General features: G+C 37.7%; 34 protein-coding genes and 2 pseudogenes. 35 read left to right on the top strand and 1 reads right to left on the bottom strand.

Annotation, left to right across the window (positions count from 1 at the left end):
- The first annotated feature begins 7 nt into the window (after positions 1–7).
- The 23 genes and pseudogenes from R8923_RS11150 (at position 8) to R8923_RS11040 (ending at position 14,025) form a co-directional block, all read left to right on the top strand.
- Positions 8–424, top strand: a complete 417-nt coding sequence (locus tag R8923_RS11150) for a DUF5082 domain-containing protein (protein WP_485872831.1) — start codon at positions 8–10, stop codon at positions 422–424.
- An 18-nt stretch (positions 425–442) separates the two neighbouring features.
- A complete protein-coding gene (locus R8923_RS11145; protein WP_485872830.1) occupies positions 443–739 on the top strand; it encodes a hypothetical protein in 297 nt (98 codons plus the stop codon).
- Positions 723–2,642: a polymorphic toxin type 30 domain-containing protein gene (locus tag R8923_RS11140; protein WP_485872829.1), complete on the top strand. Its 1,920-nt coding sequence runs from the start codon at positions 723–725 to the stop codon at positions 2,640–2,642. The genes R8923_RS11145 and R8923_RS11140 overlap by 17 nt, the downstream gene beginning before the upstream one ends.
- 15 nt (positions 2,643–2,657) lie before the next feature.
- Positions 2,658–3,086 carry a hypothetical protein gene (locus tag R8923_RS11135; RefSeq protein WP_485872828.1) on the top strand — a complete coding sequence of 143 codons (429 nt, stop codon included), beginning with the start codon at positions 2,658–2,660 and terminating at the stop codon, positions 3,084–3,086.
- 404 nt (positions 3,087–3,490) lie between these two features.
- The gene (locus R8923_RS11130; RefSeq protein WP_485872827.1) at positions 3,491–3,673 is read left to right on the top strand and encodes a hypothetical protein; all 183 of its coding nucleotides are present in this window, start codon (positions 3,491–3,493) and stop codon (positions 3,671–3,673) included.
- Positions 3,661–3,945, top strand: a complete 285-nt coding sequence (locus R8923_RS11125) for a hypothetical protein (protein WP_485872826.1) — start codon at positions 3,661–3,663, stop codon at positions 3,943–3,945. Before R8923_RS11130 ends, R8923_RS11125 begins: the two co-directional genes overlap by 13 nt.
- A gap of 15 nt (positions 3,946–3,960) precedes the next feature.
- Positions 3,961–4,320, top strand: a complete 360-nt coding sequence (locus tag R8923_RS11120; protein ID WP_485872825.1) for a hypothetical protein — start codon at positions 3,961–3,963, stop codon at positions 4,318–4,320.
- Positions 4,313–4,886: pseudogene (locus R8923_RS11115) on the top strand (RNA 2'-phosphotransferase). Before R8923_RS11120 ends, R8923_RS11115 begins: the two are co-directional and overlap by 8 nt.
- Before the next feature lie 289 nt (positions 4,887–5,175).
- Positions 5,176–5,748: pseudogene (locus tag R8923_RS11110) on the top strand (DUF5081 family protein); the annotation flags it as partial.
- Between the two features lie 3 nt (positions 5,749–5,751).
- The gene (locus R8923_RS11105) at positions 5,752–6,102 is read left to right on the top strand and encodes a hypothetical protein (protein ID WP_485872824.1); all 351 of its coding nucleotides are present in this window, start codon (positions 5,752–5,754) and stop codon (positions 6,100–6,102) included.
- Positions 6,099–7,835, top strand: a complete 1,737-nt coding sequence (locus R8923_RS11100; RefSeq protein WP_485872823.1) for an HNH endonuclease — start codon at positions 6,099–6,101, stop codon at positions 7,833–7,835. The genes R8923_RS11105 and R8923_RS11100 overlap by 4 nt, the downstream gene beginning before the upstream one ends.
- 3 nt (positions 7,836–7,838) lie before the next feature.
- Positions 7,839–8,324, top strand: coding sequence for a DUF6985 domain-containing protein (locus tag R8923_RS11095; RefSeq protein ID WP_485872822.1), 486 nt, complete (start codon positions 7,839–7,841; stop codon positions 8,322–8,324).
- Between the two features lie 99 nt (positions 8,325–8,423).
- Positions 8,424–8,657: an SMI1/KNR4 family protein gene (locus tag R8923_RS11090; protein WP_485872847.1), complete on the top strand. Its 234-nt coding sequence runs from the start codon at positions 8,424–8,426 to the stop codon at positions 8,655–8,657.
- Between the two features lie 75 nt (positions 8,658–8,732).
- A complete protein-coding gene (locus tag R8923_RS11085) occupies positions 8,733–8,873 on the top strand; it encodes a hypothetical protein (RefSeq protein WP_485872821.1) in 141 nt (46 codons plus the stop codon).
- Positions 8,874–9,069: 196 nt separating this feature from the next.
- The gene (locus R8923_RS11080) at positions 9,070–9,195 is read left to right on the top strand and encodes a hypothetical protein (protein WP_485872820.1); all 126 of its coding nucleotides are present in this window, start codon (positions 9,070–9,072) and stop codon (positions 9,193–9,195) included.
- Positions 9,196–9,200: 5 nt separating this feature from the next.
- Positions 9,201–9,395 (top strand): hypothetical protein, encoded by a 195-nt coding sequence (locus R8923_RS11075; protein ID WP_485872819.1) that lies wholly within the window; start codon positions 9,201–9,203, stop codon positions 9,393–9,395.
- A gap of 110 nt (positions 9,396–9,505) precedes the next feature.
- Positions 9,506–10,216 carry an SMI1/KNR4 family protein gene (locus R8923_RS11070; RefSeq protein WP_485872818.1) on the top strand — a complete coding sequence of 237 codons (711 nt, stop codon included), beginning with the start codon at positions 9,506–9,508 and terminating at the stop codon, positions 10,214–10,216.
- A 449-nt stretch (positions 10,217–10,665) separates the two neighbouring features.
- Positions 10,666–11,163 (top strand): Imm6 family immunity protein, encoded by a 498-nt coding sequence (locus R8923_RS11065; RefSeq protein ID WP_485872817.1) that lies wholly within the window; start codon positions 10,666–10,668, stop codon positions 11,161–11,163.
- Between the two features lie 72 nt (positions 11,164–11,235).
- The gene (locus R8923_RS11060) at positions 11,236–11,874 is read left to right on the top strand and encodes a hypothetical protein (RefSeq protein ID WP_485872816.1); all 639 of its coding nucleotides are present in this window, start codon (positions 11,236–11,238) and stop codon (positions 11,872–11,874) included.
- A 75-nt stretch (positions 11,875–11,949) separates the two neighbouring features.
- Positions 11,950–12,492: a T6SS immunity protein Tdi1 domain-containing protein gene (locus tag R8923_RS11055; protein WP_485872815.1), complete on the top strand. Its 543-nt coding sequence runs from the start codon at positions 11,950–11,952 to the stop codon at positions 12,490–12,492.
- Between the two features lie 65 nt (positions 12,493–12,557).
- On the top strand, positions 12,558–12,869 hold the full coding sequence (locus R8923_RS11050; RefSeq protein WP_485872814.1) for a DNA/RNA non-specific endonuclease: 312 nt from the start codon (positions 12,558–12,560) through the stop codon (positions 12,867–12,869).
- 7 nt (positions 12,870–12,876) lie between these two features.
- Positions 12,877–13,365, top strand: a complete 489-nt coding sequence (locus R8923_RS11045; protein WP_485872846.1) for an immunity protein YezG family protein — start codon at positions 12,877–12,879, stop codon at positions 13,363–13,365.
- Positions 13,366–13,377: 12 nt separating this feature from the next.
- Positions 13,378–14,025 (top strand): Imm6 family immunity protein, encoded by a 648-nt coding sequence (locus tag R8923_RS11040; protein WP_485872813.1) that lies wholly within the window; start codon positions 13,378–13,380, stop codon positions 14,023–14,025.
- A 377-nt stretch (positions 14,026–14,402) separates the two neighbouring features.
- Here the strand turns inward: R8923_RS11040 and R8923_RS11035 are convergent, their stop codons facing one another.
- A complete protein-coding gene (locus R8923_RS11035; protein ID WP_485872812.1) occupies positions 14,403–14,864 on the bottom strand; it encodes a universal stress protein in 462 nt (153 codons plus the stop codon).
- Between the two features lie 123 nt (positions 14,865–14,987).
- Here R8923_RS11035 and R8923_RS11030 point away from each other — a divergent pair, with 123 nt between their 5' ends.
- The 12 genes from R8923_RS11030 to R8923_RS10975 all read left to right on the top strand — a co-directional run bounded on the left by R8923_RS11030 (position 14,988) and on the right by R8923_RS10975 (position 25,818).
- A complete protein-coding gene (locus R8923_RS11030; RefSeq protein WP_485872811.1) occupies positions 14,988–15,344 on the top strand; it encodes a VOC family protein in 357 nt (118 codons plus the stop codon).
- Positions 15,345–15,659: 315 nt separating this feature from the next.
- Positions 15,660–17,726: a BglG family transcription antiterminator gene (locus R8923_RS11025; protein ID WP_485872810.1), complete on the top strand. Its 2,067-nt coding sequence runs from the start codon at positions 15,660–15,662 to the stop codon at positions 17,724–17,726.
- Positions 17,726–18,199, top strand: coding sequence for a PTS sugar transporter subunit IIA (locus R8923_RS11020; RefSeq protein ID WP_485872809.1), 474 nt, complete (start codon positions 17,726–17,728; stop codon positions 18,197–18,199). The genes R8923_RS11025 and R8923_RS11020 overlap by 1 nt, the downstream gene beginning before the upstream one ends.
- Position 18,200: 1 nt before the next feature.
- Positions 18,201–18,482 carry a PTS sugar transporter subunit IIB gene (locus tag R8923_RS11015; protein ID WP_007476945.1) on the top strand — a complete coding sequence of 94 codons (282 nt, stop codon included), beginning with the start codon at positions 18,201–18,203 and terminating at the stop codon, positions 18,480–18,482.
- 86 nt (positions 18,483–18,568) lie between these two features.
- Positions 18,569–19,840: a PTS galactitol transporter subunit IIC gene (locus tag R8923_RS11010; protein ID WP_485872808.1), complete on the top strand. Its 1,272-nt coding sequence runs from the start codon at positions 18,569–18,571 to the stop codon at positions 19,838–19,840.
- Positions 19,841–19,866: 26 nt separating this feature from the next.
- On the top strand, positions 19,867–20,919 hold the full coding sequence (locus R8923_RS11005; RefSeq protein WP_485872807.1) for a galactitol-1-phosphate 5-dehydrogenase: 1,053 nt from the start codon (positions 19,867–19,869) through the stop codon (positions 20,917–20,919).
- The gene (locus R8923_RS11000; RefSeq protein WP_485872806.1) at positions 20,920–21,954 is read left to right on the top strand and encodes a zinc-binding dehydrogenase; all 1,035 of its coding nucleotides are present in this window, start codon (positions 20,920–20,922) and stop codon (positions 21,952–21,954) included.
- Positions 21,955–22,086: 132 nt separating this feature from the next.
- The gene (gene rpiB / locus R8923_RS10995) at positions 22,087–22,536 is read left to right on the top strand and encodes a ribose 5-phosphate isomerase B (protein WP_485872805.1); all 450 of its coding nucleotides are present in this window, start codon (positions 22,087–22,089) and stop codon (positions 22,534–22,536) included.
- The gene (locus R8923_RS10990) at positions 22,533–23,198 is read left to right on the top strand and encodes a ribulose-phosphate 3-epimerase (RefSeq protein WP_485872804.1); all 666 of its coding nucleotides are present in this window, start codon (positions 22,533–22,535) and stop codon (positions 23,196–23,198) included. Before rpiB ends, R8923_RS10990 begins: the two co-directional genes overlap by 4 nt.
- A 48-nt stretch (positions 23,199–23,246) precedes the next feature.
- Entirely contained in the window at positions 23,247–23,891 is a 645-nt protein-coding gene (gene rpe / locus R8923_RS10985; RefSeq protein WP_485872803.1) for a ribulose-phosphate 3-epimerase, read from the top strand.
- Positions 23,892–24,002: 111 nt separating this feature from the next.
- Positions 24,003–25,004: an ROK family protein gene (locus R8923_RS10980; protein ID WP_485872802.1), complete on the top strand. Its 1,002-nt coding sequence runs from the start codon at positions 24,003–24,005 to the stop codon at positions 25,002–25,004.
- A gap of 13 nt (positions 25,005–25,017) precedes the next feature.
- Positions 25,018–25,818 carry an HAD-IIB family hydrolase gene (locus R8923_RS10975; protein WP_485872801.1) on the top strand — a complete coding sequence of 267 codons (801 nt, stop codon included), beginning with the start codon at positions 25,018–25,020 and terminating at the stop codon, positions 25,816–25,818.
- Positions 25,819–25,903 lie beyond the last annotated feature (85 nt).

The raw sequence follows: 25,903 nt of genomic DNA, 5'->3' as shown, positions 1-25,903 counted from the left end.
AGTTTAAATGACTGATGCTGCAACTTTAAAGAGTCAAAAATCCGCCAAGCAAGCAGAACTCAATCAATGTGTGAGTGATAAAGCTTCAATTGAAGAAAAATTAGAACGTCTGAGGACAGCAAAGAAAGAAGTCGCAAGTGTCCAAACTGAAATTAAAGATTTAAAAAGTAAGGTTAAGGACAAAGCTAATCAGCCAGATACTTGGCAAGGTAAAAAATTAACAGAATTTAAAAATCTCATGGAAGGCGCCTTTAAGACAGATTACGATACGTATTATAAAAAAATTGATAACTACTATGATGAGATATGTGACGAAATTACGCGCTTAGAAAATGAGGCAAATGAAAAAGGTGGACTAATCGGGTGGCTAGGAAACCAAATTAATAATTTAGGAAATGAAATAGACAAATTAGTGCATCACTAATTTTGCAAAAGGAGATGAATGATTTTGGGATTTGAAATGATTCAAATTAACTCCATTATTTTCTTCGCTCTTGTTGGAGCAGCCCAAAAAAATGCAGGAGATTTTCTTGCAGATGCAGGTTCTATGCCAGAAATTACATCCAAGTCAGTTGCGCTAGACAATTTTGTAGACCAGTTTAAAGAGATGCAATCTGTTTTAGAAAGTTATAAAACATTACTAAAAAAAGACTTATCAACAATACATGATATTGGGAATTCGCTAGTAGAAACAGATAGTGCGTTAGGACGGGGGATACAAAATGGTCTATCAGATTAAGTATGATGATATAATGTCAGTAGGCGCGTTTACTAATTCTACTAGTAAAGCTTATTCGGATCAACTTGAAGCAATATCAAAGTCCATTAGCCCAATTATCTCGATGGATCAATTAAAAGGGCAGGCTGCTAACAGCGTGAAGACTTATTTAGCGGAAGTGCATGGAAATATTTTGGGAAGTATAGGGCAAATTATTCAAGAATATCAGGTACGTTTCTTATTATATAAGGATGGCTATTTTCAAGAAATCGACAACGATTTACATGCTCAATTAGACGAAAAAGTCTTTGATGAATTAGAGGACTTCTTTAAATCATCAAAAAGTGCTTTCGAATTGGAACAAGTGAATTTAGACAGTACAATAGAAACAATAAATGATATATTAGCTACTAAGATTTCAGCCCAAAATGTTTTACAAAGTTATGAGGATGCTTCAAAGAAAGTACACGATTTAAGGACTAAAACGGGTGAGTATGAAACAAAACACAAGAATGAAGACTTAGTAAATTTTAAAAATATGCTTCAAGCTTTAAAATTGTTAATAGCAGATTATCAGGGGAGAAACTCGAATGTTGTTACACAATATGAAGCGGGAGGAATTGCAACTGCTAACGGTGCTCAAGATTTAAGCGTGGCCCTCCAAGCTTCTGCAGCAGGTATGCAAGCAAGTCAAAGCCAAATTGAGGCTGCAGGTGGTCGTGAGGAAGCGAGATGGAAAGCATTCGAAAAAGAATTGGCGGATGCGAGAAAAGAAAAAGGCATATGGAATGCCGTATTTGCTGTAGGAGCTATTGTAATAGGTGGTGCCGCAATTGTTTTAACGGCAGGAGCGGCAACCCCACTAGTAGTAACGGCAGCGGTAGCAGGTACGGCATCCATGGCATACGGTGCTTCTAATTTAGTCGAGGCTGGACAAGATATTTACTACGGAGCAAATGGTGATGGTTTTTCAATGGCAATAAATCCACTTAGAGATACAATCTTTATGGGAAATCAGCAAGCGTATGATATATTTGGACTAGCAGCAACAACAGTTGCTGGGCTTTGCATCCCAGTTGGAGCTGGATTAAAAGCAGCTGAAACTGCAGCCAAAACGACTGGGACAACAGTAACAAGACAGTTAGTAACACAAGCCGTAGCAAAAGAACTAGGAAAAGAAGCTATTACAGGAGCAGTGGCAGGTGGAACTGGATATGCGACGAACTGGGCAGCCAATGAATTCCTGCCTCAATTTGTTGGGGAAGATGCTGCTAGGAATATCGGTATTGGAGGCAGTCTACTTACAGGGCTGGCAGCTGGATGGGGTGCATATAAGGGATTAAATAACATGAGTGTATTCCAAGTTAAGGCGGTTCCAAATAGTGGAATCCAGCCCAAGCCAGCTATTTCTCCTGAGGGTGTACAAGGTGTCGACCTTAAATCACTTAAGGAAGGTACCTTTGAAACGAGTAGCCCAAGCCAAGCAACACCTAAAAATGCGGGCAGTGCTGTAGAGACTGGTGGGGGAGTCAGTGAGACTAAAGGATTAGGTTCGGGAAATGTTGAAGATTTTAGTAATTTACAAGGTAGTAGTGTAGATGATATTTTGTCTAGAATTCCTAAAGGTGCTGATAAGCGAATGTTAGTACCTCAACAGGGTAAAGTAACAGAAGGATTTGAGTATACATGGAGAACTTCTGATGGAGTGAAAATGACTGTTAGAGTTCATGGCCCTGATGCATCAGCACCAGTAGGAAGCAATGCTGCAAATGGCTGGGTTGTACGAGTACAGAAAGGTAAAAAGTATTTAGATCCAATTTCTGGAGATTTTCAACCCCCAGGTATTTCAAGACCTAATAGTGAATTTTATAGCGAGGACCTTATAAACAACACCCATATCCCAATTCAGACACCAAAAAAATAAGAAGGAGTGATTAATTTGGACTGGCTAAATATACTAAAGAATTCAGCGGAAAGTAAAGAAGATAAGCTGGAGGCTGTTGGATATATAAGAGATATTCTAGATTATGGGGGCGAGACAGATGATACCACTTTGGCAATAGTTAATATTTTGTCCGAACAAGTTGTAAAACAAAATGATGATGACGTTAAAGAAGCGATGCTTGATGCAATTTTAGAGGGATCGAAAGCACCATTTGTTGAGAAATCCATAAATTTAGTTCCTATTATTAAGCACTTGAATGAATTTAATGATGAGTGTTTGAGTTATATATTAAGTATGTTAGGAAATTCAGGAAACAATAATTATAGAGGTATTATTGAATCTTTTAAGACTAATTTTAGATTAGAGGAAGACGTTGAAGAGGCTCTATCTGAGTTAGATTTCAGGATTAAAAATAATTTGTAGTGTATTCTAAACCGTTATTAGAAAGTACTTTCATAATCGATTTTCCTAGATTGAAAAAGTATTTAGAACTCTTCCTCTTATTTTGCTAGGTTCTAAGGGTGAGATAGAAAAGGTTTGAGAGAAGAAATTCAATATTAAAGCAAACTTGTAAACGGATGGGTATGATATACTGAAAAGGCTTGAGGAGGCAATAAAACGCTTATTATTTTGTGTGTTCTAAAGGTATATGTTCAATAAATAAAGCCAATAGCGATGTTAGGAGAGTCTAGCGGTCTATTGACTTTATTTATAGTGTTATAAAATGTAGGAGTTAGTCAATGATTTTCTGATTTTTTCCTTCAATCCGCAAATTATTAAGCTTGTTCTCTAACTTCTCGGTGTTCGGAGTCGAGGTTGCTGAAACAGTGGCAAAAAAAGCTGGAACAACAGTAACAAGGCAGTTAGTAACACAAGCTGTTGCGAAGAAACTAGGTAAGGAAGTTATTACAGGAACAGTAGCAGGTGGCACTGGATATACGACGAACTGGGCAGCAAATGAATTCTTACCTCAATTTGTTGGGGAACTTATAAAGGTATGTCTCAAATGAATGCTTTTAAAGTGAATGTAAGTTTGGATCCTAATAATATTAGATTTAGCCAAACATCTATAAATGGGTCGCAAGATATTATTTACAGCATGAAAGTAATTGTCAGAAATTATGATGAGCCTCTTCCTAGTTCTATGATAGATAGATTTACCACTAAGAAAGGAACCCCATTTAGTTGGGGAGAAGCTTTAGAATTAAGGGTTCAGAAGCAAAAAGCTAGTTTTAGAAATACTAATCCATTTGGGGCATTTGATTTAGAAAACATGAATTAATGAAAGGTGAGGAGAATGGGAAATTATTATATTAATAACTCTTCATATGAATACCCTGCTTCTTTTGAAAAGTTGATTGAATTAAATTTAATTGATTTTGACGTATGGTACTTCATTGAGTCAGAACAAGCAAGTAGAAGATATCTTGATTTGAAAAAACGATATCCTAATCGTAAATTGATTCCATTTGCAAGAAGGGATGATAATGATGATATTGCTTGCTTTGAAGTTGGAAAAGGCAGTAAAGTACAAATTATTCATGATTTTTCTTCAGAAGGTTTTGAACAAAGGGCAGAGTTTAATGATTTGTGGGACTGGGTGAAATATGTTGTTGAAGAAATGATAGATTACAATCGAAGTGAAGAAAATGATTGAAAAAGATAGATTTGAGAAGCTTAGTAAAGAGGTTTCTTATGCCCTTCGTCATGCGCCAAGAGAATACAAACTAGAGCTTGATAAGGAAGGTTGGGTACCTGTTAAACAGTTGATATCATCATTAAAAGAAACCCAACACTGGGATAATCTAACGGAATCTGATTTACGAGAAATGATTTCAAAATCTCAAAAAAAAACGGCATGAAATAGTAAATAATAAAATTAGAGCACTCTATGGGCATTCTACGCCGACTAAAATTATTAAAGAAGAGGCTTACCCACCCAAATATCTATATCATGGCACTTCGCCGGCATCTTATAATGAGATTCTGGTGAAGGGCTTATTGCCTATGAATAGACAGTATGTTCATTTATCGGAAGATATAAATACAGCAAGTTTAGTGGGGAGTAGGAAAACGAAAACTCCAATTATATTGTCAGTAGATACATTCGCCGCAAGAGAATATGGTGTGAAGTTTTACTATGGTAATGATAAGGTTTGGCTTGCTGACAGAATACCTAGTAAATATATTCTAATTGAAAGTGAATTTAATAAGGGGAAGTAACATAGGAATGTTCAAAAGGTGATGAGCAGGTGTATATCTTAACAATTTTATTATATAAAGAACAATTGCTACCGCCTATTACATTAATCAAGGCTATGCTGAGCGAATCAAGCTTGTCGCACCGATTTGAGGGGTGAGAAATGAATTAGGATTCGCCCTTATGGCAGTGAATTTGAGAAAATATGCCGCCAAAAGCGGTCATTCATTAATAAAAAAATGGGTAGAAAATCGAAAAAAGATTTTCTACCCATTTTTCTTATTCAGCTAAGATTTATGTCCCAGACTCAATTACCAGCTAAAAGGTGAGGAAATATTTGAAGAGGGATTTCAAGCGCTTCAAGCAAAAGGCATTTTTAATGCGGATAAAAAATTAAGTGATTTTGGTGGTATATTAATTGATTCGCTTTTTTCTTACCATCAAAGCGAAAAATATATTCGCATAAACCAAATGATGTTTGCTTTCTCAGATGCTTTTTCGAATGAAGTTTTTGTTTTAATTGAAGATGAAAAGGAGAAGCAATATCGCTTTATCCGCATGAATAAAGTATTTGCATTACAAATGCTCTATGAAGAGTTACCGCTTATAAGAAGAGAGCCACTTAAAGATGAAATGGGTTTAGTCAAAGAAAAACTAAGTAGTGAAGAAATGAAACGCGTGGCAGAAGCTGGGACAGAACGCCACTTTTTAAGCATCGAATTTTTCCCAACAAAAGAAAGTGGTTATGAGCAGTGGTTAGCCATTGAGTTTGAAGAAAAGCTTATCGTTATTGATGTCGAGAGAGACGAATACGCTCGCGTGAATCAACATTATTTCTTGAAAAAAATATTTGACGAGATGGGTTTCCCTTATAAGGAGGTTTAATGAATGGCACAGCAACATACTGGAGGATATGCTGCATCTGCGGGAGTCATTGATATAAATCCAGATGAAATAACGCATATTTATAAAGAACTGGTCGCGATTTTAAATGAATTTGAAACAGTCATTGTTCCTGAACTAGAAAAAATAAAAGCAAATAAATACTTAACAAAAGGTAAGGCTGAAAAAGCGATGGAAAAAGTACCAGATGCGAATGAGCGTATTTTGGAAATACAGGATCAAGTAGGGCAGGCTTCTTCGCTTGTTGTAGATATTTTAAATACGATGATAGAAACGGATCAGAAACTCGCTGAACAAATTGCGAATTCTTTAAACATAGGTGGTGAGGGTTCGTGAAAAGTTTTGAACATGACACGGCGAAAAACGGAAAAGCTAAGCAAAGTTTTGATGGTCTTTTAGACTCTGGGTCTTGGCAATTTTGGACGAATGGTGTTTTTGATGCACTAAAGGAAATGAATGAAAATTTGTGTGATGCAGAAGATGACATTCGGCGCTATGATTCAGACGGCGCTATTTCATACAGCCATTTAAGCAATCGGTCGAAACGAGACAGCGTTGGGGCTGACATTGGTGTGCTTAGCAAATTTATGGATCAGGTGGACGGGGTTGTGAATGAAAAAGTAGATGAACCCTTCCATAAAGTTTTAGATGCGTTTGTTGATGGGATGCAAGATTTAAGCATTACGACTTACACAACAACAAATCGAATTGGCGCTACCACAACAACTACAGTTTTTGAAAACAGCTATACACAAAAACAAGTTGAAGTACCCAAAAGTAAAGCGAATATTGAGGATTTACTTAGTGGCGATAATTTCTACGGGAATCAGCTAACCGACATGTATGATGAGTGGAAGCTAGCTAATCCTGACGAAAAAGATGTCAGTAAATCTGATTTCATAGTTGGTTCCGTGCACACAAGAGCATTCGAATATAAATCAATTAAAGATGAACAACAAGAGAAAGAATTCTGGGTAAATATTGTGAGTGCAGTAGTCATTATTGGCGTCGGAGTCTTTTGCCCACCAGCAGGCCTTGCGCTTGGCTTAGTGATGGGCGGGCTTGAGATGAGTTCCGCTATTTCTGGAAAAGATTGGGTTTCTGGCCGCGAATTAGATTCGGGTGAAAGGGTTTTACGAGGAGGCTTAGCGCTACTCGATATTGTCCCAGGTGTTAAGGCATTATCAAGTGGAACAAAAGCAGTTACAACAGGTGCTCGTCTAACAGGACTGGCGGATAATGTCTTTACAAGTGGTATGAAGACAGCCACAACCAAAATAGACGATGTCATCCGCCTTGGAAAATCTGAAATCGCATCACGCCTTGGCAACCTAAAAACTGTAGCAAACGACGCCATTCAAGCAGCTGGAACACGTTTAACAACGGCGCTTGATGAGGCAAGTGAAACCGTCGCGCGGTTTTCAGATAATATCAACAATGCCTTACCAAAGAGACAACTAGCGGCAGAAGGTGTTGGTGCATTACCAGCTGGTAGTGCCGCAACAAGCCTGTCTAAAGCAAGTGATGAAGTGAGAGCAGTTTTGAGCCGGATTGATACTTCTTTGGGTGGCGTTAAGCGTGGTGCAGATGATATAGTTGAAGAAGGCGCTAAGGTTGTAAACGATTTATCTGATATACCAAGTACCTATGAAGAAAGACTATCTCAAACGCCAGTTAATAATGGAGAATGGGTTGGGGTAAGAGGAGAGTCAAAATTTGTTTCTAATCTTGATGAGGTTAATGATGTGCTAAAAGAGGCTGGTATAGACGGCATTGAATATTCTGAGGCAATTCCAGATTTTGCTCCTATGTCCGTGAACGAGGTAGAAATTCCAAATATGGTAACAGACAGAAGGATTAATTTTAGAGAAGCAGATGAGTTATTGGCTGAAAAATTAGGTGTTACTAGAAAAGATATAGTAAAATTGAGAAAAGAACAAAAGCTAACTTGGCATGAGCTAAATGATATGAAAACAATGCAACTTGTTCCTACTATCATTAATAGCAAGTTTGGGCATCTTGGTGGAGTAGCAGAAATTAAAAAATTATTAAGCATGTTAGGAGAATAAATAATGGGGAAAAAAATTAATCATAAAGTGTTTGGCGAAATAGAATATGACTATGGATGGACTAAAGTTATGGAGCTTAAACTTTTTGGACAAAAATATGATATACAAGTTGTAATTGATGCAGATGATGATGCTGATTTCGAAATGATTCAAATAGAATCTTATAAAAGATTTTTTTTAGATATTGATAAAAGAATTAATGACGCAGAAGAGGCTGTATTTAATTATTATCAAAAAGAAAGCGGGGCTTATAGAGAGCAGTTTGTAAGTGCAGAAGACAAGAAGAAATTTATTCCTGAGATAACGGAAAAAGAAGAAATATATTTGCTTGTAACTCCTAAACAAATAATTTTTCCAATGGTTTTTGATGATGAAATAAGAGAAGCTGGTTTTCTTTGTGACTGTACGTGGGAAACAGAGCATGGGCTAGGAATCAAATTTTCGGACGAAGTAGTTACTGAAGTAGGATTTCAAGATATACTATTATGATAATCTGTATGACATGGTTTTAAATGGCAGAACATTGCAAGATGTGCCGCTATTAATACATAGCAGGTCCACACATAGAGGTGGGTTTGCTTTAAGAAAATAAGTAAAAAAATTACTGGATTTGGTCAACTATCAGAGAGGGAAGTAGCAACGCTAGAAGCAGAGTTAAATATTGAATTTCCTAATGACTATAAAAATTTTTTAATACAAAATAATGGAGGGTTGCCTACAAAAAATTATTTAGTGATGAACTTATTACCTTCAGAGGAAGAAATAGTCTTAGGTTCTTTACTGGGAATAAATCAAAATAAGAATTTTGATTTAAAAACTTGACATCTTGATTACAATGATGAACTCCCGCCAGCAAGTCGTATTATTGGCACTGAATATAATTCAGGTTTGTTTGTCATGATAACTGATGATAGCGAAAAGGGAATTTATTTTTGGGATAATGCACATATTTTAAATAGTTCGACTGATGAAGGAAATGTATATCGATTGGCAGATACTTTTAATGAGTTTTTAAATGATTTTTCTATTGAAGCATAAGAAAGAAAAAAACATTGTCTCTGAAATAAGCATTTTTATAATTCTATTAAAAGGCGAACATTAATAGTGTTTTGATGAAATCAGAAAGTAAAAGGAAGCGCATTTTTAGAATGTACCTCTTTTACCTTCTGATTTTTGTTTTGAGTTGGAAATATAAAGACGTGGTAAGTATATAAAGAGAGCGGTGAGAATAGGTTTGAGCCGGATTGATACTTCTTTGGGTGGCGGTGGACGCTCTGCAAGTGGTAAAATAGATGAGGTATTGCAGGTGGGGATGACATTGTTTCATCAGGGGCGAGATATGGAGATAGAAGAATTTTAGATGATTTGTATAAAGAATTAAGAGGAGAAACTCCTACTCCTCAACTAAGAGATAAGGTAAATGAGGATATATCTCTACCAATGACAGATCCAGCTATACCAGGTAAAGAGGTAACGAGTAGATTAGAAGCTGACCATATTGTATCAATGGATAAAATTGCTAAAATGGAAGGTTTTGAAAAATTAACTAGAGAAGAATAGATAGCTCTTTTAAATTATAAAGATAATTTTACAGGTGAAGAATAGAAAAAGAGTTGGAAGTACAGATTCAACAGATAATAGATGAAACTTTGAGAGGAAGGTAGTTCTTTATGGTTAATGAGGACAAATTAAACTTTTTGAATAAATATATTTTTATTAAAGACACACAAGTTGAATTAATAAAGAGTAATGAATTTGTTGGCGATGATGTTCCTCCGTTATGGAACCAGATATTAGCGATGAACCATTCGTCAGATAGGATTAATAGAATTATTCAGAAATGGAAAGATATTATTGGAGAAGAATTGAGAAATACAATTTCATATTTAGAAAAATTTTTAGAAGATGTTGAAGTTATGAGGATAGGAAGTAGATATTACATGCTTTATTCCATTAAAAGTTCAGCTAATAAAGTGCTATACTATGTAGGAGGCAATCCGTTAGAAGAAAACTTTAACAATCACGAAGGGCTGAAACGTGACTGGAGAAATTTGCCGAGTAAGTTACGCGAGTTTTATGAAAGCTTACATGATGGTTTTTATTATTTTCCCAGCAAAAGCATGGGGATAGATAGTATAGAAAACATTACTTACCTAGATGATTATGAATGGTCAATAATTGAAGATGAGGGTTTAACCCCTGAGATTGATTTATCTAGAAGTTATGGTTTTTTCAGTAATGGTATGGGTATGTATGTTGTTCTAGACTTAACAACCCAATCAATTAATAAGGCAGTTCTATGGTCAGCGAAGAAAGCGCCAAGATACAATCTTGATTTTTGGGCTGTTGTAGATGAATGGACTGTCATAGGATTTGAATAAATGGTACAAATCTTCTCGCTGAGTTTAATTACAAGTGCTCTTTTTGAAATTATTACAAAGCATACAAGCATAATTCCCGAAGTGAGTAAGAGAGATATGAAGAGCATAGTTTTATTTGTAACTGGAAATAGAAGCATCAATTGTTTGGACGACTTTGAGAAAAGGCAAACTTGTGAAAAATGAAGCTTTGTGGATCTATTTTGTCACTTACTAAATAGATAGTTTTGATTGAATAAGGATTGTATGTCAGAAAGTAAAAGAATCTAGTTTTTAGAACATGTCCTCTTTTGCTTTCTGATTTTGATTTAAGAGAGGCAGAAAGAATCTTCTTGAAACATGAGATATGTAGCCGAAGTCTGAAATCCATGACGGAGTAAAAGTAGCTGGAAAACTTAGTTTTATATTAAAAAGTGGTGTGTTAGTAGGCTGGCTATAGAAGAGGGGAACAAATGGAGATTTTATCCCAAAAAGAGAAAAAAATCCTTGTTCTAGGGATTAGTGACTACCTTTTAAGGAGTATGGAAGAGGACAGATATTACGAAAAAATAAACGTAACTTTAAATATTTGTTGGGAATGGATGGAAACAGGTATTCCTACTGGAGATGAGATTTATAAACTTTTAGATGATGGAACAGAATTTGGCGGGCTATTTATATATATGCAAATGGATGAAGAGTATGGGAATGAACTAAAGTGGGATTGCATAATAGATGCAGTTTCTTACATTTACCAACAAGCCTATCTGTTAAATAACGAAATGCATCTGCCTGCACCTATTGAAAATGTTAGTGAAGAAATTATTGAACATTGTCTTCAAACTTTTGAGAAAATAAATTCTCAAAATGAAGTTTTCATAAAAAAGGTTACAGAGTACCTAAACAGTCTAGATGAAATTGAAAAAGAAGATATAGGTGTTATTCGAAGCGTATTGAGGGGCTTAATGTGATAAATAGCAATAGTTTCATTTGAAAAGTAAAACTTTGCGAATATACTTTGTCACTTACTGAGGGTGAGGGGATTGACTTTGAAAGTGAAAAGAAAGGAATTAGATAAAATAATTGTTGATTCAATTAGAGCTGACATGAAATCAAATAAATTAAAATCAAAAGGAGGTGTCCTTTATAGAAGATTAGGAGATTATTTTATTTATATACGTTTTAGTGTGACAGGAATAAACAATGATATTCTTCGCGCGCGAGGGAACATAAAACCATTTGTTTCTGATGACATTTTCTGGGAAGTGTTTAATGTGCAATCAAATATAGATGAACCAATGAGCTTGCGTGCAAATGGTGCATTTAAGGTGGATGGCTTTGAAGCGTTCTATGAGGATGCGGAATTTAAGAGCCTAGAGAGTCTGCAAACTTTATCTAAAGAATTGTTTGAAAAGTCCTATAAATATCTGGAACAACTTGTTATTAGTTTTAATAGCTATAATGACTTTCTGGATTTTACAAAGGCTCAAACTAAAAAACAGCTCTATGATTTTGATTTAACTAATATGTTATTACAGATATACGAAAAAAATTATAAAGATGCGAAAGAAAATGCTATTCGATGCATGGAAAATAATAAGTATGGAAGATTTAGTAATGAGGGCAAGTATATCTATGAATATATTGTGGATTATTGTAATAAATTTATAGAAAGGAATTGAAAATGACAGTTACAGACATAAAAACTATTGATGCCATTAGTATAAAAGAAAATGATTTAAATATGGAGGAGAAAAATGGATAAAATTTTCAGCAATTTTAATATAGAAGATAGCCCCTCTTCCGAAATTATTACAAAGTATACAGGATTAGTCCCCGATGAAATTATATCTGTCTGGAAACAATTTGGATTTGGGAGTTTTTATCAAGGCTATTTAAGGAGCGTTAATCCAGATGAATATGTGGATTTGATTCCTGTAGTGAGTAAGAGATATAAGGAAGGTATAGTTTTATTTGCAACTGGCATGGGGGACTTAATTATCTGGGCGGACGGTTATGTAAGATTGTTAAACTTTAGATATGGTCAGCTAGTGACTTTAATTCCAAAAATAAATCTATTCTTTAAAAGCTTGGAATCTGAAAAGTTTAAAGAAGAGTATATGCACTGGTCTCCTTTTCTGAAAGCGATAGAGATGTATGGACAGCCAAAATATGATGAATGCTTCGGGTATGTCCCATTATTGGGTTTAGGTGGCGCTGAGAAGGTGGAGAACTTGGAAAAAGCAAAGCTTCGAGAGCATATTTTGCTAATTACTGAATTGATGGGTCCGATTGAATAAGAATTTATATCAGTAAGTAAGGGAAGTCAGTTTTAGAGAATTCCATTTGCTTTCTGATTTTTTGTGTGAGCAAAGGAGAAGATAGATTAATAGATGATGATGGAGGTCATTTAATTGGTAGTCAATTCAATGGTCCTGGAGATATAGATAATCTAGTCGCTCAAAACAGTCAAATTAACCGTTCTGGTGGCGAATGGTATTCAATGGAGCAAATATGGTCAAATGCTTTAAAAGAAACTCCACCAAGAAGGGTATCTGTTAAAATATCTCCAAAATATACGGGTGCATCTTTAAGACCAGATAAGTTTGAAGTTATTTATGAAATTGATGGAAAAGGTATTTTTGATAAAATAATAAAAAATCAGGCAGGTGGTTGATATGGAAATGGAAGAAAAATTAAATTATCTATACAAAGAGATTGCAGAAACAGTGAATGAAATGATACCAGAAGCATGGGAGAAGTTTTATTTTTATGCTCAGATTTCAGAAAATGGGGGAGGCACATATTTTTTTTATAATACAAAGAATAGACCAAATTCTTTTCAGTATAGCGTTGAACTTCCATTTAAATATAAGATAGATAGAAGTAAGTTTAGTGATAATAAAATGAAATTATTTGATTTAAGTGAGGAACTACGAAAAGCATTTGAAGAAAGTGGTCAAGAGTTGTGGTATTCATTTACCATGAGTCTAGATAGTGCGGGTAAATTTAAGATACATTATGATTATACTAATTGGTTTAAGACAAATTATGATTTTACGGACCAAATAGTTATATGGAAGTACAAATATTTAAATGAAAAACCACAAGATGAAGAATTACAAAAAGTCATTAATAAATATTTAGTGGAGTATCCAAACAATCCAATCTAAAGATTGTTAGCAATGTCTTTTGAAATGATTATAGTTCGAAAACATAATAAGGGAGTGCCTCCGCAACATTTATCCATGCGTCAATCTATTATCAAGTGGAGCGAAAGTCGTCACAACAGGTACTTGCCTGCTATGAATAAAGAAGCGGGGAAAATGTTTAATAAATGGGAAACATTGAGCTGTACATCTAAAATAGTATACCTTCTAAGCCTCTGTGATAAAATACTACCTTATTTGAAAGAAGATGCTAATTATAAATTTGTTGAAGAGGCAATGGATAGATGTTGGCAGTGGATAATAGAAAAAAACATTGATGCAGATGATTTATATTTTTATTTAGAGAATTTAGAAGATACGGGAATATTAACCTTAATGCAATTTACCAATGATGAGAGGAAGTTAGCTTTATGGATTTGTACTGCTAATGCACTTTTATTTACAGTGTATAATGCATATAAATTTCAAGAAGAGGTATATTTACCTGAGACAGTAGAGCAGCTTAATGAGAGAGAAATGTTTAATGAGTTTATGGATAGTTTCAGTAAAATTTATAGCAAACCAGATGAAATGGAAGAAATTTTGTATAGAAATTTGAAAGACAGCAAGTTAAATGAAATGTCTCGGCATAAGATTAGTAAATTACTAAACAAATTAAATTAACGTAATCTCGGGATACACCTAATTAAATTAATAGAGAGAAAGAAAAAATTATACGACGGCTTTAACCCGATAAATCATGGGAGAAAGTCGTCGTATTTTAAATGTAACAAACCTTGCAGTTAAGGCTCTAACAAGTGGTGGAGTGAGAGCGGTTTTGAGTCGGATTGATACTTCTTTGGGCTGTTGTAGATGAATGGACTGTCATAGGATTTGAGTAAATGGTACAAGTCCTTTTGGAAAGAATTTGGATTTGGGAGCTTTTATCAATACTATTTAAAGCATTAATCTAGAGACGAGTAAATATATGAATCATGATAAGAAAAACAGAAACCTATAAAGCTATTATCTAAATTGGCTCTATAAGTTCCTGCCTATGTTTACTCAAGACTCGTCCTATTCCAAGGCTTACCGCGGACAACTATGACGTCGCAGTCGGCGTGTTTGGCGACGAATTCGGTGACGCTACCGAGGATAAGTTGTTCGGATGGGGTGAGGCCAGTTGAACCGACGAGTGCAAGGTCGGCGCCAAAATTTTTAAGTATTTTTTTCACGAATGTGGTTTTGGGAGTTCCAAAGTGGACGAAAGTTTCAACGTGTTTGACACCGGCTTTTTCGGCCTCATTTTTGTAGATTTCTACGAGTTCTTCCCCGTAAGCTTTGGCTTTTTTAGCATAGGTTTGTTCATAATCAATGAGTGGGGCGATGCGGCGAATGTCTGCGACGAAGCCGATTCCGAGTGTGGCATCGTCTTCTTTTGCGATTATGATTCCGCGTCTTAGGGCAGCTTCTGCTTCGTTGGAACCGTCTACACCAACTAAAATTCGTTTATATGTTGTCAATTTTCTCACCCTTTCTTATATTGTTTTATACCCAGATTAAGAGATTTTTAGACGTTATTTGATTAAAAGGGGATGTGGTGTGACATTTTAGGGTAGAATAGATTTATGGAGGTGTGCTAATAAATGATTAGAAAACTTGAAGGTGTGAACATTGCGGGGCCGAGCGCGGCGGAACTTGTGGATTTTTATCATAAAAAACTTGGAATTCCAATTGTTTTTCCAGGACACGGAGATAGTATTGGGGCAAAACTTGGCTTTACGCTTGCTGAACCAGGCATCATTGTGTGGCAGGAAGAGGAGCGAAGCGCGCCAGTTGAGTTTGTTTTTTCGTGTGAAAGCTTAGATGAAACTTACGCGGAACTAAACGCGCGCGGAGTGACAGACACGCCGCCGAGGCTTGCCGAGTGGGGCGGCCGCGAACTGAATTTCCTCGATCCAATTGGCAATAAGATTATGATTTTGGAAGGCGATTACGCATAATAAAACGGTATCTTTTTGAAAAGGAGGTTGCTTTTTGTAAATGTGAATTTGTATAATAATTGTAGGCATAGCGTTTTGGACAGCAAAGCGCTATGTTTTTTTGCTCTTTGGTCTCATGATGTACAAAACGGTTAACAAACTTTGAAATGAAATGGTATGGTAAAGCGGTTTTTATCGGTGCAATATGTGAATTTTGTTAAAATTTGCACAAGTAAAGTCCAAAGATGTACACGGCTTCCACGAATTTTGGGGATGAAAGCGTGTACATTTTTATTTGGCTAAGAATTATAATGAAATAGAACAGGAGGGAACGACATGTATTTGGATGAACGTAGCGATACGCTTCTAAAGGAGATTTTAAGGCATCCAGATGTCACAAATGCTGAGTTGCAGGAGAAGTTTGGGCTTAGTCGCAGGCAAGTCGATTATAGTTTTTTGAAAATTAATAGTTGGCTAGAAGAACAAGCCTATCCTAAAATTCATCGCGGTGCTGGTGGGCGGTTTGTTACCTACCCCGACCTGTTTAAAATTATTGGTGAGGATGAGTTTGAAAAAGCCGATTGGTATATTCCTTCTGAAAAAGAACGAGCGAGTTTAATCATTCTTATGCTCACGACTCGAAATGAGGAGTTATCGTTAAATCATTTTATTAGTGAACTGGAGGTGAGTAAAAATACTGTATTACGCGATTTAAAAGCTGTTCAAAAGATGCTTGATAAGTTCCACCTTGAAGTCAAATATTCACGTATGAAAGGGTATTTGATTGTGGGAGACGAGTGGAATGCACGAACGGCGATGCTAATTGCAGCAGAACATGTGATTGAAAGTTACGGTGGCGAAGATTATTTACAGCGTTTTATGCAGATGGAAAAAGTAGAGGTTGAAGGAATTCGTTTGAAGCTCGAACAAGTGGAAACACATCTCAACTTACATTTTATTGATAGTAAAATGCAAATTTTGCCGTATATTTTAATTGCGATTTTTAGAAGGATAAATAGCAATCAGACCATTACGACAGCTTTCCAGATTGATTATAGCGAACTTTCAGATACGCGCGAATACGGCGCGGCAGAAATTCTAATCAGCGGTTTGGGAAATGTATCGAAAGAAGAACGAATGTACATTACGCTTCAAATTTTAACGACAAATGTTCTTTTGAAAGATCATCTTAAATCGGAGGAAATGCCAAAACTAAGACTTGCATTAGCAGAATTTTTAACAGAATTTGAGAAAAAAGCAGTAGTTCAACTTGTTGATAAAGAAACGCTACTAGAAAAACTGTTTGCCCATATCAAACCAGCATATTATCGCATCAAATACCGTTTAACGACTGATTACAGTATTTTAGACAGGATTGATGAGGAATTTCAGGCAGTACACTACATTGTGAAACAGTCTCTTTACCCTTTGGAAAAATTTATTGGGACGAGAATTCCTGAAAATGAAAGTATTTTCATTACACTTTTTGTTGGTGGACATTTAATTGAAACAACCGAGAAACTACAAACGCGCATGAAAGCCGTTGTAGTTTGCCCAAATGGACTTTCGATTTCACGTCTGATGGAGAAGACACTTCGAAGTCTGTTTCCGGAGATTTTCTTTTACCAAGCCATGTCAATTCGGGAATTTGAGCAGACAACGTTACTTTACGATATGGTGTTCTCAGCGGTTCCACTTACGACGAACAAAAAATTCTTTTTAATAAGTCAACTGATGGATGAAAAGGAAAAAATTGAACTTAGAAGGCGGGTACTACGCTCCGTTTATTTGATTGAAGACTATTTAAGTGTGGATAGTTTAATGAAGACCATCCAAAAATACGCGGATATTCGCGATTCAGAAAAATTAGAACGGGCACTAGCGGAAAAGCTACATCCGGCAGAGGAGAAAAAGCTAGACGACCGTGTGGGGATACAAAATCTAGCTGATTTAATCCCAAAAGAACGTATTATTCGCTTGAAAAAAGTATCAAGCTTTGAAGATGCGATTGAAATCGCGGCGAGTCCTCTTCTTGCGTCTGGTTCTATTACGACAAATTATATTTATGAGATGCAAAAAGAGCACGGGGTGCCCTCGCTAAACATTGTCCTTGGAAAAACGATTGCTATTCCTCATGCGGAAACTGAGAAAGGCGTTTTGAGTCTTGGAATGAGCATGCTTTATGTGGAAGAAGGGTTGTTTTTGGAGGACGGGACGCCGCTACATTTTATTGTCGTGATTGCGGCAGTTGATAAAAATGCGCATTTTACAGCGCTTCGTGAATTGATGGAACTTTCAGGTAAAAAGAGTGAGCTTGCCAAACTTAGGGCAGCTGAAAATACAGAGATGATGCACACAATTATTAAAAATAATACGGGAAACGAGCTACAGGAGGAGTCGTAATGGATTTAGTGAAATTTTTACACAAAGAGCTGATATGGACAGATACAACTTGCGTAACGCAAGAAGATGTTTTCAAAACGGTGGCAGATCAGGGGACGGAGCTCCACTATGTGACCAATCATTTTCTAAGGAAATTGAAGGAACGCGAAGAGATATTTCCTACGGGATTAAAACTCGATGGATACGGTGTGGCGCTTCCGCATACCGACCCAGAATGTGTGAATGAACAATTTATCGCCGTTTTGACGAGCAAGCGCGGTATACCATTCCAATTGATGGAAGATAAAAACCAAAGTGTTCGTGCAGAAGTAATTTTTGTACTTGGTTTAAATGAACCACACAGTCAACTTGAAGTATTGCGACAACTAATGAGCATCATTCAAGATAAGGGGAACGTTCAAGCGCTTAATGAGGCTAGTTCAGCAGACGACATGATTCAAACTTTAGAAAAAATAGCAGTAGGAGGAATTTAAAATGAGTAAATATACAATTTTAGTAGCATGCGGGGCAGGAATTGCGACGTCGACGGTTGTAACAGATAAGGTTGAGAATTTAGTGAAGGAACATAATATTGATGCATCTGTGAAACAAATTAAAATTTCGGAAGCGGCTGGGCTTCAAGACGGGGCGGACTTAATTGTGTCGACGACTATTTTACCAACAACATATAAAATTCCGGCAATCATTGCGACAAGCTATATTACAGGAATGGGCATGGAAGAATTGGACGAAGAAATTTTATCGTATTTAAAGTAACTGATGATTAAGGGTCGTCTAAATATTCGGAATAGATGACCCTTATTATCGAAATAAAAAGACTTGCTTGAGGGAGGAAAAAGAATATGGATAAACTACTAGCAGGAGTACAATATGTGCTGAATCTCGGGCCAACTGTTATTTTACCAATTATGATTTTCTTTATTGCACTTATTTTCCGCGTGCCAGCTAAAAAGGCAGTTCGTTCTGCGATTACAATTGGTATTGGTTTTGTTGGGATTAACTTAGTTATTAGCTTGCTTTCTGATAACTTAGGTCCAGCGGCGCAACAGATGGTGGAACGGTTTGGCATGAATTTAACAATTATCGATGCGGGTTGGCCAGCAGCGGCGGCAGCATCATGGGCATCGCCAGTTGCGGCCATTTTAATTCCAATTTGTCTGGCTGTTAACTTATTACTTATTTTCATGAAGGCAACCAAAACGCTTGATATTGACATTTGGAACTACTGGCACTTCATTGCAGCAGGTGCGACAGGTTATATCGTAACAGGCGGTAGCTGGTGGTTCGCAATTCTCTGTGCCATCATTTACGAAGTGCTTGTACTTTGGATGGCAGATAAAACACAACCCATGGTAGAAGATTTTTACGGGTTAAAAGGGATTTCGTTACCAACAGGCTCCACAGCGGCATTCGGGTTTGTCGGAATTCCAATTGGGTGGCTGATTGCTAAAATTCCTGGGATTAAAAATATCCATATCGATCCAGAAACCATTCAAAAACGCTTTGGTATTTTTGGGGAACCAATGATGATGGGGTTAATTCTCGGTATTGCGATCGGTCTACTCGCAGGCTACGATGTCGGGGCAACAGCACAACTTGGTATGTCGATGGGTGCTGTTATGTTCCTAATGCCTCGAATGGTTAAAATTTTAATGGAAGGTTTAATTCCAATTTCTGAATCAGCTCGTGACTTTATGAAATCTCGTTTTAAAGGCCGTGAATTATATATTGGGCTTGACGCGGCGCTCTCAATTGGGCATCCAGCTAATATTTCAACTGGTCTTATTCTCGTACCGATTACACTTTTCCTAGCGGTTATTATTCCGGGGAACAAGGTTTTGCCTTTTGGGGATTTAGCAACAATTCCATTTTACGTATCATTCGTTGTAGCAAGTCGAAAAGGGAACATTTTGCACTCCGTTTTAGCCGGAACAGTCGTTATTGCTCTTGCGCTTCTGATGGCAACGGACTTTGGGCCTGTTCATACGGAAATGATGAGCGGCGTATATGAATTCCCTAAAGGTGCATCTGAGGTTAGTACGCTTGATATGGGTGGTAACTTCTTTAACTGGATTATCTTGAAATTCTCCCAAATGTGGGCGGCTATTTTCTAAGAAAAATATAACTGAGGTGACACATTATGCGAGCAGCTGTGCTCTATGAAAAAAATGAAATTAAAGCAGAGGAAATTGAAGAAGCCGTTTGTCATGCGGATGAAGTTCGCGTGAAGGTGATGGCGGCTGGAATTTGTGGTTCGGATATTCATAAGATGCAGACGAGATGGAAGTATCCGCTTCCGGCTGTAATGGGTCATGAGTTTTCGGGTGTGATTACAGAAGTTGGACGTGATGTGACGAATGTGGTTGTCGGCGACCGCGTTTCAGGCATTCCGCTTCTGCCTTGTAAAAAATGCGCTTATTGTAAATCTGGTGAGTTTTCCTTATGTGATAACTACCGAATGATTGGCTCACATTTTTATGGTGCTTTTGCAGAAAATACCGTTTTGAAAGCGGACAACGTAATTAAAATTCGCGACCTCGATTTTGAAGAGGCGGCAATGCTTGAACCACTTGCGGTTTCAATGCACGGTGTTATGGGCATTCAGCCGAAAGTCGGTGATACGGTTTTAGTTTTCGGTGTTGGAACGATTGGGATTTTAACGGTGCAATGTTTGAATTTAACAGGTGTGAAGGAAATTATCGCGGTTGACATCAGCGATAAAAAGTTGGAAGATGCGCGTAAGTTCGGATGCACGCACACCATTAATCCCCAGAAGGAAGATTTGAGGGCTCGCGTTTTAGAACTAACAAATGGTTTAGGTGTGGATATTGCGATGGAGTGTGCGGGGTCGAAAGTGACGCAGGAACAGTGTTTGCTTGTGACAAAGAAGAAAGGGAAAATTGGCTACCAAGGAATTGCTTATGCGGATGTGCTCTTGCACGAGGAAGCGTTTGAAAATATTTTCAGGCGTGAGTTGACGCTAAAAGGTTTCTGGAATTCTTATTCGGCGCCGTTTCCGGGAAAAGAGTGGCATAATTCCATTGAGTTTGTTCGTCAAGGGAAAATTAAATTGAAACCACTTATCTCGCATCGCTACTCACTTGAAGACACAGGCCGTGCATTTGAAATGATTCTTGGCCGGAATGAAGATTACAACAAAGTGCTGATTTTACCACAAAAGGAAGTGTTATAAATGAAAGCAGTAGTCAAGACAGAACCTGGCTATGACAAAATGGAACTCCGAGATGTACCTGTTCCAACGGTTTATGGCGATCGTGTCAAAATTAAAGTAGCCTACACAGGAATTTGTGGTTCGGATATTCATACGTTTAAAGGCGAATATAAAAATCCCACAACACCTGTTACGCTAGGGCATGAATTTTCTGGTGAAGTTGTGGAAGTTGGTCCAGAAGTGACAAACTTCAAAATTGGGGACCGCGTGACGAGCGAAACGACATTTGAAACTTGCGGCGAGTGCGAGTATTGCAAAGAACGAGATTACAATTTGTGCAGCAACCGAAAAGGCATTGGCACACAGGTGAACGGTAGTTTTGCTGAGTATGTATTATCTAAAGAGGAGAGCTGTCATTTGCTTAGAGACAATATTTCCTACGAGGCAGCGGCGTTAACAGAGCCACTTGCTTGTTGTGTGCATGCTGCTTTGGAAAAAACGGAAGTAAGTGCGCGTGACACAGTCCTCATTTTAGGGCCGGGACCGATTGGACTCCTACTAGCACAGGTTGCGGTGGCGCAAGGTGCTACAGTCATTATGTCGGGGATAACAAAAGATAGGGCACGGCTTGAGCTGGCGCTAGAACTAGGTGTAGCTAGGATTGTTGATACACTGACAGATGATTTAGAGGACATTGTTTTAAGTATGACAGACGGCTATGGTGCAGATAAAGTATTTGATTGCTCAGGCGCTGTCCCAGCAGTCAATCAGGGACTTCCTTTAACAAAGAAAAAAGGTGATTTTGTCCAAGTAGGCTTATTTGCTGAAAAGAAAAATGCAATTGATGAGGAAGCAATTATTCAACGTGAAATAGCTTATATTGGCAGTCGTTCACAAAAACCAAGTTCGTGGATTCTCGCGCTTGATTTACTGGCTAAAGGTCACATTCATGCAGACAAAATGATTACAAAAATCTATGATTTAAATGACTGGCGTGCAGCTTTTGAAGCAGTGATGGCTGGAAATGAAATCAAAGTGTTGGTGAAGTCAAATTAAGTAACGAGAAGGAGGGTGACTGTTTTGCAACTTTTTATCAAAAAAGGACAACTTTTACAAAACCAAGCTGGCGGGCTAGGGAATTGCAAGCAGTCATCCTTCTGATTATTATAGCATAGAAGGTGGATTAGGATGAAAATAACAATTGGCTGTGACCACGGTGGTCTTCATTTGAAAGACGCCGTTGTGCGGCATTTAAAAGATAAATATGATGTAACCGATATTGGGACATACAGCACAGAAAGTGTTGATTTTCCGTCTTATGCAGAAGAAGTTGCACGTAGCGTCATAAATAAAGAAGCTGATTTAGGCATTTTAGTTTGCGGGACGGGCATTGGGATGAGTATTGCAGCGAACAAAGTACCGGGGATTCGGGCGGCGGTTGTTTCGGATTGTTTTTCAGCGCAAGCAACACGTGAACATAACGATAGCAACATTTTGTGTCTTGGGGAGCGGGTTCTAGGCGAGGGTCTTGCGCTTCGAATCGTTGATACCTGGCTTTCCGCCGAGTTTAGCGGCGGGCGGCATTCAAAACGGCTTGATTTAGTCAAAAATATGGAAAGAAGTGAGGGGTTACGGTGAGGCAAATTGCGGCATCAATTATGTGTGCGGACCAATTTCACTTGGCAGATGAGCTTAGGCGCCTAGAGGCTTCGGGCATTGAACTTTTGCATTGTGATGTGATGGACGGCATTTACGTCAATAATTTGGCGCTTGGACCGGAATATTTGACGGCGCTTCAAAGTGCCACGTCCATTCCCCTTGATATTCATTTGGCGACGGTCACGCCGCTTAAATATGTGGATATGTTTCAAGTTGCTAGACCGGAATACATTTCGTTCCATGTGGAGGCTGCAGATGATGTGATGGAAGTTATTCGGAGAATTAAATCGTATAACATTAAACCTTCGATTGCACTTAATCCTGACACACCAGTTGAGGCTATTTTTCCGTACTTGGACCATGTGAATATGGTACTTATGATGACGGTAAATCCAGGGTTTGCGGGGCAGGAATTTAGACAGGACGTACTTACAAAAACCGCTATTTTAAAAGAAAAGATGAAGGATAATCCGTATGCTCCGCTTATAGAAGTCGACGGGAATATTAACAGCCATACGGTCGGACTTATGCGGGACGCGCTCCCAGATGTCTTTGTTCTTGGGACGTCGGCACTTTTTCATCAAAAGGATTCGCATGATTATGCGACACGGGCGTTAAAAATTTGGTCAGAAATTGATTAGGAGGCAAAAGAATATGGTCCAAAATTTAGTTCAAGGAGGTGGCGACACATGGCGTTACTAGCTCCTTCGCTCCTTGCAGCAAATTATTTGGCACTCGGCGAATCAATTCGCGAAACCGAAATTGCTCTCGCCGACTATTTGCATATTGATGTTATGGACGGTCATTTTGTGCCCAATTTAACATTTGGAATTGATATGGTGGGTGCAATTGCTGGCGATACTAGAATCCCAATTGATGTGCATTTGATGCTTGATAATCCAGATTTATATATTACTAAATTTGCGGAAGCGGGTGCGAAAATTATTTCGGTGCATATTGAAGCCTGTCCACATATCCACCGTGTCATTCACGAGATTAAAGAAGCAGGCTGTTTAGCAGGTGTAGTTTTAAATCCCGGTACGCCGGCTGAAAGTTTGACGAATGTTTTAGCGGAAGTGGATCTAGTGTTACAAATGACAGTAAATCCAGGCTTTGGCGGACAACGTTTTATTCCAGGGACGGTTCGCAACATGCTTTTTTTAGACCAATATCGAAAAGAAAATGGGTTGAATTATTTGATCGAGGTTGATGGTGGAATTAACAAAGAAACGGCGGATTTATGTAAGAATGCAGGTGTAGATATTCTTGTTGCAGGGTCGTATTTCTTTAACAGTGCGAACAAAAAAGAGACAGCGGATTTTTTGAAAAAATAGTTTGTTAGGAGCATGTTTTTTATACGTGCTCTTTTTTTTGTTTGGAAAAAACGTGTTTGAGTGATATAATTAAGGAGGTTAATTAAATAAGTTAAGAAAGGAGTCTGACGTTTGGAAAGCCAAGCCAATTTAATTCGAGAACAAAATTTGAACCTGCTTTTAGCGTATACATATCAAAAAGAACAGGTTTTAAAAGTAGATATGGCAAAGGATACAGGGTTAAGTGTTGTGACGGTCAATGCGTTAGTGAAAGAGCTTGTGGAACAAAAATGGCTTAGTGAAGGTGCGCAAATTCAGCCAAAGCTCGGCAGGCCAGCTATGACCTATAATTTCAACTATAATCGCGAATACTTGGCACTGTTTGCGGTGAAAGATCAGGGCGGAAAGCTTGTTGTCGATGCAAAAATTGTCAATTTAAAAGGGGAAACAAGTTTTCAAGAAACCTTTGATTTTCAGGAAGTCGCACTCAGCAATTTATGTGAGATTGTTCGACTAGTTTTACAAAAGCAACAACACATCATCAAAGTGAGTATGTCTATTCCAGGTAAAATTTCAGACGGAAAAGTGATGTCAAGCTGGTATAGTCTTTTGGATGATTGGGAAATTGTTAACGCGCTTCAAGAGGTGGCAGAAATTCCGGTTACGATTCAAAACGATGCGCATGTTATGACGATTGGTTATAGTTTGCTGCAGCAATTGCCGCTTCTGAAGACAACGATTGTTGGGGTATTTTTCCCGCTTAAAAGTATGCCAGGCATTACCATTTTAAACGATGGGAAATTGCTTGAAGGTAGTCACGGACTTGCTGGTGAGGGCAAATTTTTACCATTTCTAATGGATGCGGGTGTCCCTAAAACAAAGGCAAAACAATTGGCTGATTTAACAGAAATTGTGGGGCTATACAATGCTGTGCTTGCACCAACGTGTTTTATTTTAGCTGCTAAAAAGGAAGATGAACCGATTATTCGCGAGCTACTTTTTTCACATCAATATTTTTCAAAACAACCGAATGCTCCGACAATTTTCATCGACTACGATTTTCAAAAAAGTGTTTGGCAAGGTCTCTTCTTTCTTGCAGCAACGGATTATAACTTTATTTTAAAGGAAAACTAAGGAGGATATGGGTATGATAAAGCTTATTATAACGGATATGGACGGCACTTTTTTAAATTCAAACAGTGAATTTAATCGTCCTTTTTTCCAAGAAGTGAATGCACTAATGAAAGAGAAAGGTGTTGCGTTTGCAGCATGTACGGGGAAACAGTGTGAGCGTGTGGAGGCGATTTTTGGCGCGGATAGTGAGGATATTTGGATTTTAGGTGATAGTGCAACGCGCATGAAGCGTAATGGATGTTATGAGTATGAATCGCTTATTCCAAATGAGCTCGGGCTTCAGATTATTCAGAAGCTAGAAGAAATTGCGACAGACTATGTGATTATTGCCTGCACAAAACAAGCCGCAATTGTAAAAAATAGTTCCCCGGAAGAAATTGTTAATTATTATGTGCGCGGCTCCTATCAAAACGTTGATTTTGTGGAAGACTATCAAGCAATTACTGATGATTTCGTGAAAATCACGATTTTTGACCCCCACGAAAGAAGTTTCGCAACAAAAGAAAAGCTCGCAGAATTTACTGGTCAAGCATACATTGTGGCATCTGAGCCGATGTGGATTGATATTTCGAACTATGGTGTCCATAAAGGGACGACAGTGCAAGCCTTGCAGGAGAAATTACAAGTAACAAAAGCGGAAACCGTTGCCTTTGGGGACGGCTGGAATGACATTGAACTTATGGAGCGAGCTGACTTTAGTTTTGCCTTACAAAACGCCTGCGATCCGCTAAAAGAAAAAGCAAACTACATTACAACCCGAACAAACAACGATGATGCCGTTTTAAAAACCATCAAACAACTTTTAGAAGCTTAAAGCATGCGCATAATCTTGCGTGGAATGTTTTGTCTCGCGTAGACTCTGAAGCTAGCGCCTTTCTACTTAGAAGGGCTTTTTTTGT

This window comes from Listeria tempestatis, assembly GCF_963575625.1.
GTDB lineage: Bacteria > Bacillota > Bacilli > Lactobacillales > Listeriaceae > Listeria > Listeria tempestatis.
The sequence above is the reverse complement of the archived record's forward strand: the minus strand, read 5'-3'. Positions and strand labels throughout refer to the sequence as shown.

Bases quoted from the DNA above. Each gene is read 5' to 3' on its own strand.
- R8923_RS11150 (WP_485872831.1), top strand. From the start codon at position 8: ATGACTGATGCTGCAACTTTAAAGAGTCAAAAATCCGCCAAGCAAGCA.
- R8923_RS11145 (WP_485872830.1), top strand. From the start codon at position 443: ATGATTTTGGGATTTGAAATGATTCAAATTAACTCCATTATTTTCTTC.
- R8923_RS11140 (WP_485872829.1), top strand. From the start codon at position 723: ATGGTCTATCAGATTAAGTATGATGATATAATGTCAGTAGGCGCGTTT.
- R8923_RS11125 (WP_485872826.1), top strand. From the start codon at position 3,661: ATGTCTCAAATGAATGCTTTTAAAGTGAATGTAAGTTTGGATCCTAAT.
- R8923_RS11120 (WP_485872825.1), top strand. From the start codon at position 3,961: ATGGGAAATTATTATATTAATAACTCTTCATATGAATACCCTGCTTCT.
- R8923_RS11105 (WP_485872824.1), top strand. From the start codon at position 5,752: ATGGCACAGCAACATACTGGAGGATATGCTGCATCTGCGGGAGTCATT.
- R8923_RS11095 (WP_485872822.1), top strand. From the start codon at position 7,839: ATGGGGAAAAAAATTAATCATAAAGTGTTTGGCGAAATAGAATATGAC.
- R8923_RS11085 (WP_485872821.1), top strand. From the start codon at position 8,733: ATGATAACTGATGATAGCGAAAAGGGAATTTATTTTTGGGATAATGCA.
- R8923_RS11070 (WP_485872818.1), top strand. From the start codon at position 9,506: ATGGTTAATGAGGACAAATTAAACTTTTTGAATAAATATATTTTTATT.
- R8923_RS11065 (WP_485872817.1), top strand. From the start codon at position 10,666: ATGGAGATTTTATCCCAAAAAGAGAAAAAAATCCTTGTTCTAGGGATT.
- R8923_RS11055 (WP_485872815.1), top strand. From the start codon at position 11,950: ATGGATAAAATTTTCAGCAATTTTAATATAGAAGATAGCCCCTCTTCC.
- R8923_RS11045 (WP_485872846.1), top strand. From the start codon at position 12,877: ATGGAAGAAAAATTAAATTATCTATACAAAGAGATTGCAGAAACAGTG.
- R8923_RS11040 (WP_485872813.1), top strand. From the start codon at position 13,378: ATGTCTTTTGAAATGATTATAGTTCGAAAACATAATAAGGGAGTGCCT.
- R8923_RS11030 (WP_485872811.1), top strand. From the start codon at position 14,988: ATGATTAGAAAACTTGAAGGTGTGAACATTGCGGGGCCGAGCGCGGCG.
- R8923_RS11025 (WP_485872810.1), top strand. From the start codon at position 15,660: ATGTATTTGGATGAACGTAGCGATACGCTTCTAAAGGAGATTTTAAGG.
- R8923_RS11020 (WP_485872809.1), top strand. From the start codon at position 17,726: ATGGATTTAGTGAAATTTTTACACAAAGAGCTGATATGGACAGATACA.
- R8923_RS11015 (WP_007476945.1), top strand. From the start codon at position 18,201: ATGAGTAAATATACAATTTTAGTAGCATGCGGGGCAGGAATTGCGACG.
- R8923_RS11010 (WP_485872808.1), top strand. From the start codon at position 18,569: ATGGATAAACTACTAGCAGGAGTACAATATGTGCTGAATCTCGGGCCA.
- R8923_RS11005 (WP_485872807.1), top strand. From the start codon at position 19,867: ATGCGAGCAGCTGTGCTCTATGAAAAAAATGAAATTAAAGCAGAGGAA.
- R8923_RS11000 (WP_485872806.1), top strand. From the start codon at position 20,920: ATGAAAGCAGTAGTCAAGACAGAACCTGGCTATGACAAAATGGAACTC.
- rpiB (WP_485872805.1), top strand. From the start codon at position 22,087: ATGAAAATAACAATTGGCTGTGACCACGGTGGTCTTCATTTGAAAGAC.
- rpe (WP_485872803.1), top strand. From the start codon at position 23,247: ATGGCGTTACTAGCTCCTTCGCTCCTTGCAGCAAATTATTTGGCACTC.
- R8923_RS10975 (WP_485872801.1), top strand. From the start codon at position 25,018: ATGATAAAGCTTATTATAACGGATATGGACGGCACTTTTTTAAATTCA.